Here is a 12,652-nt window from a genome sequence, read left to right as displayed (position 1 = left end):
GGTTTATAAGTAGTAATATTTTTTATATGAATGATCTATTGATACGAAGATATCTTTTAATTTTTTTATTCTTTGAACGATGTGCAACCTATCAGCCACAAATAACATTGGGGATAGATTGTGATATGCCTTTTTTCATAAAAGAACTTTTTAAGAAAAAAATTGTAAGGCATTTCGAAGGGATTTATAATTTAAACATAGTAGAAACTAAAATTAAATCAAAGAAAAGTAGCTTAATCGTCACAGATCTTATGGAAAAAAATTCGTTTCAGGAAAACAATATTTGTATTGTAGATTATTCATTGAAGTCAAATGATTATTTGATGATTGGTAAAAAAATAGAGAAAGTTCTTAAACAAAGTTTGGATTAGAGTCAATAGCTGAGACACTTTTACGAGAGATTTTTTATGTTAAGCAGCCAGTATCTTTTTCTCAAATTCAACCGGAGACAGATATGCTAAGGCACTGTGAATTCTGTGGTTGTTATAAAATCCTTGAACGTAACTGAAAATTTGTCGCCTTTCTTCTTCAAAAGTTTGATATGTTGGTCGTTGGTACACATGTTCTTTCTTCAATAATGTATGGATGGATGAGATATCAGCTCCCCATTTCTGATTCAACCTAGTAGTAGAAAAATCTGGTTCTGTTGCAAAGTTCAATCCTGAAAAAACAACTTCTTGTCTCAGCATACGATCAAGCAGGAATTCCCAATAAAACGTTTATTTCAGTGCAGACTGAAAACCCGAAGAGCGTTCCATATTTTCGGGTTTTCTTGTATATTCCTCGCAGGGTTTCCATCCCTTTAATTGTAGCTGAAGCGGTGCGAAGACTTTGATAAAATTTACTCCGACGTTTGATTGGTCGATGATCTTGTTCAATCAAATTATTGAGATATTTCACGGTTCGATGCTCTGTTCTGATGTACAGGCCACCTTGTTGCAATTTCTTAAAGGCACTGCAGAGTGAAGGCGCTTTGTCTGTGACAAGAACCTTTGGTTCTCCAAACTGCCTTCTTAATCGCTTCAAAAAAGCATAAGCTGCTTGTGTATCTCGTTTCTTCCGTAGCCAGATGTCTAAGGTAAGTCCGTCAGAGTCGATTGTGCGATACAAATAATGCCACTTTCCTTTTACTTTAATATAAGTTTCATCCACTCGCCAAGAATCACCTGCTGAACGATTTCTTTTCTTCCATAAACAATAAATGATCGGACTATACTCTTGTACCCATCGATAAATGGTAGTGTGACAAACATTGATTCCACGATCGCTCATAATTTCAGAAATATCTCTATAGCTCAAGTTATATCTCAAATAGTAGCCAACGGCTATAATAATAATATCTTTTTTGAATTGTTTTCCTTTAAAATGAGTCATCTGAGAGCTCCCAATCGTCTGTTTTTTATAATTCTACCTTACATTACGATAATTGAGAAACTTTGCAACAGAACCGTATTTTGTAATATCTATTTCAATTGAGCATTTAATTTGTATTAAACTCGTTTTAATTCGGTGGGAGCAATTTGTTGATAAGATATGCCATCTTGCGTAAAGCTTTCACCCTTCATTTGATCCAAATTAATATTGCTAAATGTAGAACGATATCCCTTTCCAACTCAACCTATCATGGTTGATAAGACTAAGAAAAAGGCAAAGATGTGATATGATAGAAGCAGTAATCAAAGAGTGTTGAGGGCATTCTGTATCTCTTAATTGTTCCAGAAAGGATGATTATTATGCTTAGACAAAAAATGTTAAATTTTATTTTTCGTATTATTCGTTTTATATTTATTAGCATTTTAGGCTTACTAATCTATCAAACCTTACTAACTGATATTTTAACTAAAGGCTATCATATCATAGCATACATCATTTTCTGGCTTTTTAGTTCATATATCATTTTACCAATTTTCAATAAATTTGTATCAAAACAATACTTACCTAATTATTTTATTGGACGTGCACGCACCACAGATGGATTGCTGGGAGATCCAATTAATTTAGCCTTCATTGGTTCAGAAGAAGATATTAAGAAACTATTCCTAGAAGTCGGATGGACTTTAGCAGATCCAATTTCTCTAAAATCAAGTATACGAATTACTTTTAGTTCTATTATGAAGAAATCCTACCCAAATGCTCCAGTAAGTTCTCTATTTTTGTTTAATCAAAAACAATCATTCGCTCTTGAGAAAGAAATTTCCGGAAATCCTCGTGAAAGGCACCATATTCGTTTTTGGAAAACACCAAAGAACTGGTATTTACCTGGTGGATTTCAGACAGATTGGTTGGCAGCTGCCACTTATGATAAGAAAGTTGGTCTTTCTTTATTTACTGGACAATTAACTCATAAAATTTCATCGAACATAGATAAGGAAAGAGACTTTGTCATTCAAACTTTAAGTAAAAATCACCAACAATTGACTGTTAAAACCGTAAAGAATTTTACTTCTAGTTACCATGGAAGAAACGGTGGCGGTGATCATATTTATACAGATGGTTCATTACCGTTTATCGATTTAACAAAATGACTATAAGTAGTAGGTCAAAAACTCCTGTCCGAAGTAAAAAAATAAATTACACTAAAATTAACAGTTTCACGTCGATCTCCACTAGTGCTTAAAATTAGAAGTTTGCTACTTTTATTGGCTCGTCTAATATTTTTTTCTATTAGTTGTAAAATTTATTTCTGTTTTAGTACATTTTTAAATTAGTTCTCGATTAATTGATATTCTTCATTTATCCATATTTTTTTAAAGATATAAGTTAACGCTCATATCGCTATTTCGATAAGTTGCTAAATTTTTAAAAATTATTTTTCACAATGGACTCTCCTAGACTTTATTCTGAGAGGTCTAAAGATTACCATAGTTCATTTGTCTTTTTGTTGTCAGTCTGAAAATAATTTATAACGAGTATTTTTCGTAACATGAATAATGATGCTCCACCTTATAGTAATATACGTTATTAGGCGGAGCATAAATGTCAAAAAACAACCAAATTGTTCCATATCTTTTTATGAATTTATAAGAAATACTTTTGAGTAGTGTGATTTATTATTTTGTAATATAGCTCATATCTGCTGAAGGATTAGTGATATCTACACCTACCCACTTCTCATAGATCTTACTCAACTCACCATTTTTTTTCATTTCAACAATAATATCAGAGATTTCTTTTCCTAACTTATCCATCTCTTTACTGCCTTTTCTATATAAGAACGCTGTATCAGTGATGTCCTCAGATTTTCCTACAAATTTTCCATCTACTACTTTATTTTGAATCAATGCTATATTAGTCCCTGCTCCCTCAAAGAATCCAACTACGTCACCATTATTTAACGCTGCTGCTGCTGTATCTTTGTCTTCAAAAATAACGGGTTCAATATTAATTTTCTTTTCTTCAATATACCTTTCTAAAAACTCTCTCGCATTACTTGTAGCAGTAACTGCAATTTTTTTACCACCACAATCTTCTAGTCCAGAAATATCTTTAGTCTTATTTAAAACTAGTAATTTCATAAAACCATGAGCATAAGGCTCAGTAAAATTGTACTTTTCCTTTCTTGTAGGATTAATAGCTAAGTAGCTAGATAAAAAATCTACTTCTTTATTATCAATTTTACCAAAAAGTACATCAAATCCTGCAGGATCAAATTCTATCTTCTTGTCGAGTTTTTTTCCAATATAATTCCAGATGTCTACTTCTGCTCCGACAACTTTGTCATTTTTCATATAAGAAAACGGAGGAACATTATTGTTTATAGCAACAGTGATTGTCCCTTGCTCTTTTTGCTTAGGTAATTCAGCTTCTTTTGAATCTTTCTTTTGGCAGCCTGATAACAAAAATACCATCGTAAAAGCAACAAGTATTGTCCTTACTATTTTTTTATATTTATTCATTCTAACTCCCCCATTATCTTTAATTTACTTGCTTTAAAAACTCTTTAACACGTGAGTTTTCTGATCCATCAAATATTTTTTTAGGACTACCAGATTCAATAAATGAACCATTTTCCATCACGAATATTCTATCGGATACTTGTCTTGCAAAATTCATTTCGTGTGTCACAATCAACATGGTATAACCTTTGTTCCGCTGTTCTTTAATTAAACCTAATATTCCATTAATTGATTCTGGGTCAAGTGAAGAAGTCGGTTCATCAAACAGCATTATTTTAGGTTCAATTGCTGCCGCTCGGGCTATCCCAACTCTTTGTTGTTGTCCCCCAGATAACTGTTTCGGGAAAGAATTTATTTTATCCTGCATCCCTACACTTTTTAAGGCCTTTAAAGAAACATTATAAGCATCTGCTTTTGATAGCTTTTTTACGGTAATTAAAGGCTCCATGACATTCTCAATAGCTGTCTTATTTTTAAATAGGTTGTATTGTTGAAATACCATCGAAGTTTTTCTACGAACCTCCAATGTTTGCTTTTTAGTAATACCCGGAGCTGATACAGATAGGCCATCTATGACCATCTCTAGTTTATCGGGCATCTCTAACAAGTTGATGGATCTTAAAAAAGTTGATTTCCCTGCACCAGAAGGACCTATAATAGAAATTGTCTCACCTTCATCAATAGTCATACTTAAATTATTCAGAATAGTTCTTTCTCCAAAATGTTTACTAAGATTTTTCAATTTAATCATACTTGTACTCCTCAACTTTTTGATAACTTAATTTCTATTAATTTTTGTGCCTGTTCAAAAATTAATATGATTACCCAGTATATCAACATAGCTACCAAATATGCCTCGAACCAATTTCCTGTTAAGGACGCTTCAACTTTGGCCTTTGACAAAATATCTATTACACCGATGGTAAATCCCATAGAAGCTCCTTTAAAAAGCATCACAAAGTTATTACCAATAGATGGTAAAGCTATTTTGAATGCTTGAGGCAAAATTATTCTTCGCATCGTTTGTAAATAGGTCAATCCCATCGAAAATGAAGCCTCAAATTGACCTATATCCACTGCTTCAATAGCAGCTCTAAAATTTTCAGCCATAAAAGCCGTTGTATTTAGTGTTAAAGCTATTATCAAAACCCATGTTGGAGATAATCCTTGAAAAATTGGAAATATTTGTCTCAAACCAAAATACAAAAAGAAAAGTTGAGCAATAAAAGGAGTAGCCCTAAAAAAAGAAATGAGAATACCTGTGATTTTGCTTAATATAAAAATATTAAAAAAACGAATCAAAGATATGACAGTGGAAAAAGCAATAGTCATAAGGAAAGCAACTATTGACACATAAAGTGTTACATAAATACCTGAAAAAGCAATTGGAATTGTATTCAGGAAAAACGACCAATCAATGTTTTGCATATTTTTTACCTTAATCTTTATTTATTTAGTTTTAACTCTAAGTATATCTAATTGGTAGTTTATAGATGAAATTTTCAAAATAGATTAGTAGCTTCGTTAGTGATCGTTTTCACTATTATATTTATAAAAAATGGAACTTCTATCCTAGTACCTCTAAGAGTAAATTCTACTCAATATCATACATGATGTATATTCATATTAACGCCTCCTATTACCTATACCAATAAGATAATACTTATAAAAGTATACCTTTGTACTAAAGCGATTACAATAGCATTCTAATTAGTATTATTAGCTTGAAAATTTTCTTTAACAATATTTTTTTAAGTGTTGCATGTTTCTTAGCGAATAAAAATATATACCAATATTTGCTACATCCCAATCTACCTTTAAATCTTATTAAGAAGATAGTAATGCTGTAGTTTAAAATTCAATTTTAAATTTATACTTATTTACACATGTAATTACCGTAAGTTTTGGAAAAAAAAGAGAAGAATTTATCCTTCTCTTAAAAATCATGAAACATTCTTATTTGTTACTTTCTAATTTTTTTTAATGCATTGTCATTCCACCAGTGACATTAATTGCTTGTCCCGTCATATAGCTTGATAAAGAGCTTGATAAAAACAATACGACATTCGCAACGTCTTGGGTTGTTCCTGTTCTCCCCAGTGGCACTTGACTTATATCCTCTTGTCGAATATCTTCTGCGCTTATCCCTCTTAATAAACCACCCTCAACTCGTTCTCTTTGCTTCATTTCGGTTTCAATAATTCCCGGACAAACAGCGTTTACTAAAATATTATTAGCTGCTGTCTCAATTGCTAATGTTCTGACCAAACCTAGTACTGCATGTTTAGACGCTACATATGCCGACATTCCGCGATATCCGTTTTTTCCGGCTTGAGATGCAATCGCTATTACTCTTCCTTTTTTACCACCGGCAATCATTGCCCGTGTGAAATATTTTGCTGCTAAATAAGTCCCGCGAGCATTAATCTGATAGTTCTTATCAAAGTCACATGTTTGGCTATCCACAAGAAAATCCATTGTCGAAATCCCAGCTACATCAACAAGAATATCTGGAACCCAATTTTTTTTATATAATAAATGGCTTAAATTGGATACTTCTAATTCTTTACTGACATCCAAATGAATCTGGAAATAATTTTCATACACAGCTTGTAATTCATTAGATTTATACGATATATCTGCAGCGATTACTATAGACTTATTAATTAGAAAAGTCTCAACAATCGCCTTCCCGATTCCTTGATTGCTACCAATTACTAATACGATTTTATCTTTTAATTCTGGAAACATTTCTATCACCTAAACCAAATGACGTTTAAAAGCATCATCACTAATTCCTTCATAAATTATTTTTTTTGACCATTCTTTTGCTGAGAACAGAGAATGGTCCCTATAATTTCCGCAACTTATGATATCAGTTCCTTGAACGTCTTCCCATTTAGTTTTTTCAGCAATTTCGCATAAAGACTCCTTTAAAGCCACAGCAACTTCATGAGCGGTAGGTTCCCCCCATACAATCAAGTGAAAACCTGTCCGACATCCAAATGGTGAACAGTCAATTACCCCGATCAAACGATCGCGCAATAAGTCCGCTAATAGGTGTTCTATGGTATGCAACCCAGCAGTTGGAATTGCACTTTCATTGGGTTGGACAAAGCGTAAATCAAAATTTGTTATAATATCACCTTTCTGCCCATTTTCTTTAGTGATTAAACGTACATAGGGTGCTCTCACCTTTGTGTGATCAAGTGTAAAACTTTCTACCTCTGCCATAATTGCAACTCTCCTTTTAGTTTTCTAAATAGTTTATTGGTTTATCAACTTCAATTTTGGTCCCACCAAATTCTTTTTCTATATATTGCTGAATAGATTGATCATGATAGATCTTTATTAATTTTTTAAAGTTATTATCATCTTTTTTTCCTTCAGCAGTAGTTAAGATGTTGATATTATTTTTCGTATTTTGATTTACTTCTTCATGAAATAATGAATCTTTTAGAACATTTAAGTCGCCATCTAGAGCTACAGTATTTGAAATCAAGACTGCATCTACAGATTTTAAAACTCTAGGTCCAGTAGTATCGTCAATTTGTTTGAAAATGAGGTTTTTAGGATTCTTTTCGATTTTTTCTACTCCACTTAAAGCACCAAACCCATCACCTAATTTAATCAGTCCTGCAGTTTGCAAGAGTAATAATCCGCGTGCTGTATTTGCAGGATTATTTGCAATGGCTATCGTTGCTCCATTAGGAAGATCTGACAATGATTTGTATTTTTCAGAATAAATCCCTAATGGTTCTAAATAAGTCGTTCCTAACAAGGTCAATTGTTGTTTACTATTTTGCGAATTATAAGCCTTATAATACGCATAGGATTGAAATGCGTTGACATCGACACTGCCATCCGCTGTCGCCTTATTTAATTGAACACCATCTGTAATTTCTTTAACTTGAATATTTAAGTTAGCATTTTTCGCCTGCTCACTTTTAGCAATGTATTTCCAAATTTGATAATCCGAACCCTGTGATCCAATAATGATAGTTTTGGAGTTATCCTTTTTCGAGTTGCTCATTGCATGTATTCCAAACCCCGCAGCAACAATAACTACTAATACTCCCAAAAGAACTAATACTTTTTTCATATTCTATCTCCTTCTCTAGTTTTAAAACTTAGTAAAGTAATTTGCCATCTGGTCCCCTATAAATTGAATGGCAAATACCATAGCTAACAAAATAACCATACAAACAAAAGTGACATCATTTTGAAATCGTGCGTAACCTATACTAATAGCTACATTTCCCAATCCACCTGCCCCCACTGCACCGGCCATGGTAGTCAATCCAATCAAGCTAATAATTGTCAAAGTAGTTACTCGAATGATGTCTGCCAAACCCTCTCTTAAAAAAACTCGATAAACAATTTCTATATTGTTCAAGCCCATAGACTGTGCAGCTTCAATTACTCCAGGTCCAACTTCTTGCAAAGTAATTTGAATTTGACGAGCATAAAATGGAAATATACCTACTACCAAAGGAACTAGTGCTGCTGTCGTTCCTACAGTTGTTCCGACAAGGAAACTCGTAAGAGGAGATATAATCGCAAGCAAAATAATAAAAGGGATACTTCGCAAAAGATTAACTATCTTATCAAGTATATTATAAAAAATGCGATCTTCAGCAATCCCCCCAGGTTGTGTCAGAGTTAAAACCAGACCAATAGCAAGGCCTATTAAACCAGCAACCAGTGCTGAGATAGTTGTCATATATATTGTTTCCAAAGTAGCATGTAAAATGTCATTTTGCATCGTTATTGCATGAGGAAATAGGTGTTTCATATGTCCACCCTCTTTACAACTTCTTCTACTTCGACACTCTGATCCCTTAAAAAATCTATTCCTGCGTTAACTTCTGAGCCATGTAAGTCTAATATCATGACACCTACGGTCAAGTTATCAATCTGATCAACATTAGCAAAGAGAATATTGGCACTTATATTAAATTTTTGAGCCATTTCAGTAACTACCGCTTGATTAGTCGTCTCACCTACAAACTTTAGGAAATAAATCTTTTGTCGATCATTATTTTTCTGAATACGACTTAATGCTTCTTGGATATTAATTGAAGTATCAATAAATTCTCTAGTTAACTGCTTTTTGGGTCTCCTAAATACTTCAGTAACATTTCCTTGTTCAATAATTTTCCCTTGTTCCATGACAGCTACCCTGTTACAGATTGTTTGAATTACTTGGATTTCATGGGTTATAAGAACAATTGTTACTCCTAATTGCCTATTCAAGTGTTGAAGTAATTTTAAGATAGATAAGGTTGTTTTTGGATCTAATGCGCTAGTTGCTTCATCACTAACTAAAATATCAGGATTGTTCGCTAGTGCCCTAGCAATCGCTACTCTTTGCTTTTGACCGCCAGAAAGCTGTGTAGGAAATGCGTCCGCCATTTCAGTCAACCCTACTAATTGCAATAAATCCATTCCCTTCGCTCGCCGCTCAGATTTACTCAATTTTTCACCAAGTAAAGGAAATTCTACGTTATTTAAAACTGTACGAGAATTCATTAAATTGAAATGTTGAAAAATCATACCAATCTTTTTTCGCATTGCTTGAAACTGGCGTTGTTCTAGATCTTCAAGAACATCACCATCCACGATAACTTTACCTGAGGTTGGTAACTGTAAATGATTGATCAATCGTATCAAAGTGCTTTTCCCAGCGCCTGAATAACCAATTATCCCAAAGATCTCTCCGCGCTTAATTTCCAAAGAAACATGGTCCACAGCAGTGATCAAATCATTTTTCCTTTTGAAGGTGACTACTGTGTCTTGCAGTTTGATTATTGTTTGTCTTGCGTCCTCCATCGATACCCCTACTTTTCTGGCCATATTTCTTCTGCTATACTTTTAATCAGATCGATTTTTTTCCATTGTTGTTCTTCAGTTAAAATATTTCCTTCTTCTGTAGAAGCAAATCCGCACTGAGGACTCAAGTATAAACGATTTAATGGTATATATTTTGTGGCTTCATTAATCCGTTTAATGACTTGTTGGCGGTCCTCTAATTTTCCATTTTTAGAGGTTATTAAGCCTAAAACAATTTTCTTCTCGCCACTAACTTCTGCTAACGGTTCAAATCCACCCGAACGTTCAGTATCGTATTCTAAGTAATAAGCATTTACATTTTCTGAGGTGAATAAAGGATCAGCGACATCTGCATAACTACCGGAAGATGCCCAAGTTGAATGATAATTTCCACGGCATACATGGGTATTTAATATTAAATCTTCCGGTTGATCCGCTAAAACCTCGTTATTAATCCTTAAATATAATTGAGCTAACTCTTTACGAACATCTCTTTCATCCTTATTTTGTTCGTCCATAAACCCCCTTGGTAGAGGCCCAACTAAAACACCCCAAGTACAATCATCTAACTGTATCGTACGAGCTCCTGCATCGTAGAAATCGCTAATGACTTGACGATAAGCTTTAATGATATCTTTAATCAAGCCCTCGTTTGTAGGATAGATCTTTCGAACTTTATCAATAACATCTGGTCTTAATAATTCCACTAAAATTTGCGCCGGTGCGGGAATTGTTTGTTTTACTTCTATTCCTTTACTAGTATGGGCTCGCGTAAATTTGAAGTGATCTATAAAGGGGTGGTTCCCACCAGATATTTTCTCAGTAACTATCACTGTTCCCGGGCGTGTTTCTTCTCCGTGAAAAAAATAGCCGTGTTCTGGAACAAAAAATTCTATACCTTGAAAACCCCAAAAGAAATCTAAATGCCACCAGCTACGACGAAACTCTCCATCAGTAACAGCTTTTAGTCCTGCGTCCTCTTGCTTCTTTATCAAATTAATAATAGATTCATCTTCAATAGCGTCCAATTCCTCTTTTAATATTTCTCCATCTTCAAATTGTTTTCTCGCCGTCTTTAATTTTTCTGGGCGTAAAAAACTTCCCACGATATCATAGTGAAATGGCGATGTTGTTTGTTTAGTCATTATAAAGTTCCTCCAATTTTTAGTTTTTGTGAACTGAGCAAGTAACATTTTTATACTTTTTCTAAAGCCTGTGACAAATCAGAAATCAAGTCTTCTGCATGTTCAAGCCCTACGGATAGTCGGATACTTTCGGGTTTAATTCCTGCAGCAAACAATTCTGTTTCATTTAACTGAGAATGGGTTGTAGATGCAGGGTGAATAATTAATGATTTTGCATCTCCGACGTTTGCAACTAGAGAAAATATTTCTGTTGCACCACAGAGTAATCTTCCTGCTTCTATACCATCTTTTAAACCAAAAGAAAATACTGAGCTAGTACCCTTAGGAAAATATTTTTTTGCACGATCATTATAAGAATTTCCTTTCAATGTTGGGTAGCTAACCCATGAAACTTTTGGATGACCTTCTAAAAATTCAGCTATTTTTTGCGCATTTTCTACATGACGTTCCATTCTCAATGAAAGTGTCTCTATTCCTAGTAATAATAACCATGAATTAAATGGAGACGGTGCTGCGCCAGTATCTCGAAGTAATACCGTTCTTGCTCGTGTAATATAAGCAGAATTTCCAACAGCTTCTATCCATGAGAGATTATGGTAACTAGGATCAGGATCAACAATTTTTGGGAATTTACCATTCGCCCAATTAAATTTTCCAGAATCAATAATTACTCCACCTAACGAGACACCGTGTCCTCCTATATATTTAGTAGTAGAATAGACAACGATATCGGCTCCATAATTTATTGGCTTAAATAAATAGGGGGTAGCAAATGTGTTGTCCACAATTAGTGGGATACCTGCTTTGTGGGCGATTTGGCTTATTTGTTCAATATCAACAATTGTGATATCTGGATTGCCCAGGGACTCGATAAAAATTGCTTTTGTATTTTCCTTGATCGCTTCTTTGATTGATTCTAATGATTCTGCATCAACGAATGTTGTTCTAATTCCAAATTCTGGCAAGGTGTGGGCTAACAAATTATAGGTTCCTCCATAAATTGTAGAAGCTGAAACAATATGGTCCCCTGAACTTGCAATGTTTTGAATTGCGTATGTGATAGCAGCTGAACCAGATGATGTTGCTAAAGCGCCTATACCACCTTCCAACAATGCAAGACGCTCCTCTAAAATAGCTGTAGTAGGATTAGTAATCCTTGTATAAATATTCCCTGTATCATTCAAATTAAATCTATCTGCTGCCTGATCAGCGTTCTCAAATAAGTATGACGTTGTTTGATAGAGAGGTACTGCTCGACTATCTAATGTAATATCTGTAATCTGCCCCCCATGTAGTTGGATTGTTTCAAAATGTTTTTTTACCATTAATATTCTCCTCCTTTTAAATTTGAAATAATAGTGAAAATTAAACTAGCTTTTTAAACAAAAAAAGTCCTTTAATGCTTACGCATTAAAGGACGACTGAACGTGTTACCACCTCTACATTTACAGGGATTTCACAAAACCTGCCTTACCAAGTACTTAGTTAATACTGCATACTCTGACACTATAACGGGTGTTCCCGAATTCGCTTTGCAATTAAGCTCAGCAAACTATCTCAGAGGCCATTTTCTGAATTAACTTCTATAACTTCTTTCACCAAACGAAGTCTCTCTGTTTAAAGATGTCAATTCATACTTTTCTCTTCTACGATTTTCACTATAATTTAATAGAAATCTTAACACCTTGTTATTATTGTTGTCAACACTTTTTTCAAATTTACTTTAAGATGTGTATAAGAGACAGTTACTTGCTTTAAAAACTCTTTAACACGTGAGTT

Annotated in this window: 13 protein-coding genes, 1 pseudogene and 1 other annotated feature; of the genes and pseudogenes, 2 read left to right on the top strand and 12 right to left on the bottom strand. The window is 33.8% G+C overall.

Going from position 1 to position 12,652, the window contains the following annotated elements; translation table 11 throughout:
- Positions 1 to 371 (top strand): annotated as a pseudogene (locus A5868_RS19205) (helix-turn-helix domain-containing protein); the annotation flags it as partial.
- A gap of 39 nt (positions 372 to 410) precedes the next feature.
- Here the strand turns inward: A5868_RS19205 and A5868_RS19490 are convergent.
- Positions 411 to 689 carry an IS3 family transposase gene (locus A5868_RS19490; protein WP_087654076.1) on the bottom strand — a complete coding sequence of 93 codons (279 nt, stop codon included), beginning with the start codon at positions 687 to 689 and terminating at the stop codon, positions 411 to 413.
- Between the two features lie 4 nt (positions 690 to 693).
- Positions 694 to 1,374 carry an IS6 family transposase gene (locus tag A5868_RS02375; RefSeq protein WP_087654075.1) on the bottom strand — a complete coding sequence of 227 codons (681 nt, stop codon included), beginning with the start codon at positions 1,372 to 1,374 and terminating at the stop codon, positions 694 to 696.
- A gap of 359 nt (positions 1,375 to 1,733) precedes the next feature.
- Between A5868_RS02375 and A5868_RS02370 the strand changes: the two genes are divergently transcribed.
- The gene (locus A5868_RS02370) at positions 1,734 to 2,525 is read left to right on the top strand and encodes an LssY C-terminal domain-containing protein (RefSeq protein WP_087654074.1); all 792 of its coding nucleotides are present in this window, start codon (positions 1,734 to 1,736) and stop codon (positions 2,523 to 2,525) included.
- Positions 2,526 to 3,050: 525 nt separating this feature from the next.
- Here A5868_RS02370 and A5868_RS02365 read toward each other — a convergent pair.
- From A5868_RS02365 to A5868_RS02320, 10 genes are all read right to left on the bottom strand, one after another.
- Positions 3,051 to 3,896 carry a transporter substrate-binding domain-containing protein gene (locus A5868_RS02365; protein ID WP_087654073.1) on the bottom strand — a complete coding sequence of 282 codons (846 nt, stop codon included), beginning with the start codon at positions 3,894 to 3,896 and terminating at the stop codon, positions 3,051 to 3,053.
- A gap of 19 nt (positions 3,897 to 3,915) precedes the next feature.
- Entirely contained in the window at positions 3,916 to 4,647 is a 732-nt protein-coding gene (locus tag A5868_RS02360; protein ID WP_087654072.1) for an amino acid ABC transporter ATP-binding protein, read from the bottom strand.
- 11 nt (positions 4,648 to 4,658) lie between these two features.
- Positions 4,659 to 5,324: an amino acid ABC transporter permease gene (locus tag A5868_RS02355; protein ID WP_087654071.1), complete on the bottom strand. Its 666-nt coding sequence runs from the start codon at positions 5,322 to 5,324 to the stop codon at positions 4,659 to 4,661.
- A 552-nt stretch (positions 5,325 to 5,876) separates the two neighbouring features.
- Positions 5,877 to 6,647, bottom strand: coding sequence for an SDR family NAD(P)-dependent oxidoreductase (locus A5868_RS02350; protein ID WP_176374141.1), 771 nt, complete (start codon positions 6,645 to 6,647; stop codon positions 5,877 to 5,879).
- Between the two features lie 9 nt (positions 6,648 to 6,656).
- Entirely contained in the window at positions 6,657 to 7,130 is a 474-nt protein-coding gene (locus A5868_RS02345) for an S-ribosylhomocysteine lyase (RefSeq protein ID WP_086306090.1), read from the bottom strand.
- A 16-nt stretch (positions 7,131 to 7,146) separates the two neighbouring features.
- Positions 7,147 to 7,998 (bottom strand): MetQ/NlpA family ABC transporter substrate-binding protein, encoded by an 852-nt coding sequence (locus A5868_RS02340; protein ID WP_086306089.1) that lies wholly within the window; start codon positions 7,996 to 7,998, stop codon positions 7,147 to 7,149.
- Positions 7,999 to 8,019: 21 nt separating this feature from the next.
- On the bottom strand, positions 8,020 to 8,691 hold the full coding sequence (locus A5868_RS02335) for a methionine ABC transporter permease (protein WP_086306088.1): 672 nt from the start codon (positions 8,689 to 8,691) through the stop codon (positions 8,020 to 8,022).
- A complete protein-coding gene (locus tag A5868_RS02330) occupies positions 8,688 to 9,728 on the bottom strand; it encodes a methionine ABC transporter ATP-binding protein (RefSeq protein ID WP_086306232.1) in 1,041 nt (346 codons plus the stop codon). The genes A5868_RS02335 and A5868_RS02330 overlap by 4 nt, the downstream gene beginning before the upstream one ends.
- A gap of 8 nt (positions 9,729 to 9,736) precedes the next feature.
- Positions 9,737 to 10,873: a 5-methyltetrahydropteroyltriglutamate--homocysteine S-methyltransferase gene (locus A5868_RS02325; protein WP_086306087.1), complete on the bottom strand. Its 1,137-nt coding sequence runs from the start codon at positions 10,871 to 10,873 to the stop codon at positions 9,737 to 9,739.
- Between the two features lie 50 nt (positions 10,874 to 10,923).
- Positions 10,924 to 12,198 (bottom strand): O-acetylhomoserine aminocarboxypropyltransferase/cysteine synthase family protein, encoded by a 1,275-nt coding sequence (locus A5868_RS02320; protein ID WP_086306086.1) that lies wholly within the window; start codon positions 12,196 to 12,198, stop codon positions 10,924 to 10,926.
- 85 nt (positions 12,199 to 12,283) lie between these two features.
- Positions 12,284 to 12,531, bottom strand: a binding site (T-box leader).
- Positions 12,532 to 12,652 lie beyond the last annotated feature (121 nt).

The organism is Enterococcus sp. 12F9_DIV0723 (assembly GCF_002174375.1).
GTDB lineage: Bacteria > Bacillota > Bacilli > Lactobacillales > Enterococcaceae > Enterococcus_A > Enterococcus_A gilvus.
Note: the sequence above shows the minus strand (reverse complement) of the source record. Positions and strands in the feature narration are given on the sequence as shown.

Bases quoted from the DNA above. Each gene is read 5' to 3' on its own strand.
- A5868_RS02345 (WP_086306090.1), bottom strand. From the start codon at position 7,130: ATGGCAGAGGTAGAAAGTTTTACACTTGATCACACAAAGGTGAGAGCA.
- A5868_RS02370 (WP_087654074.1), top strand. From the start codon at position 1,734: ATGCTTAGACAAAAAATGTTAAATTTTATTTTTCGTATTATTCGTTTT.
- A5868_RS02330 (WP_086306232.1), bottom strand. From the start codon at position 9,728: ATGGAGGACGCAAGACAAACAATAATCAAACTGCAAGACACAGTAGTC.
- A5868_RS02375 (WP_087654075.1), bottom strand. From the start codon at position 1,374: ATGACTCATTTTAAAGGAAAACAATTCAAAAAAGATATTATTATTATA.
- A5868_RS02365 (WP_087654073.1), bottom strand. From the start codon at position 3,896: ATGAATAAATATAAAAAAATAGTAAGGACAATACTTGTTGCTTTTACG.
- A5868_RS02325 (WP_086306087.1), bottom strand. From the start codon at position 10,873: ATGACTAAACAAACAACATCGCCATTTCACTATGATATCGTGGGAAGT.
- A5868_RS19490 (WP_087654076.1), bottom strand. From the start codon at position 689: ATGCTGAGACAAGAAGTTGTTTTTTCAGGATTGAACTTTGCAACAGAA.
- A5868_RS02335 (WP_086306088.1), bottom strand. From the start codon at position 8,691: ATGAAACACCTATTTCCTCATGCAATAACGATGCAAAATGACATTTTA.
- A5868_RS02340 (WP_086306089.1), bottom strand. From the start codon at position 7,998: ATGAAAAAAGTATTAGTTCTTTTGGGAGTATTAGTAGTTATTGTTGCT.
- A5868_RS02320 (WP_086306086.1), bottom strand. From the start codon at position 12,198: ATGGTAAAAAAACATTTTGAAACAATCCAACTACATGGGGGGCAGATT.
- A5868_RS02360 (WP_087654072.1), bottom strand. From the start codon at position 4,647: ATGATTAAATTGAAAAATCTTAGTAAACATTTTGGAGAAAGAACTATT.
- A5868_RS02350 (WP_176374141.1), bottom strand. From the start codon at position 6,647: ATGTTTCCAGAATTAAAAGATAAAATCGTATTAGTAATTGGTAGCAAT.
- A5868_RS02355 (WP_087654071.1), bottom strand. From the start codon at position 5,324: ATGCAAAACATTGATTGGTCGTTTTTCCTGAATACAATTCCAATTGCT.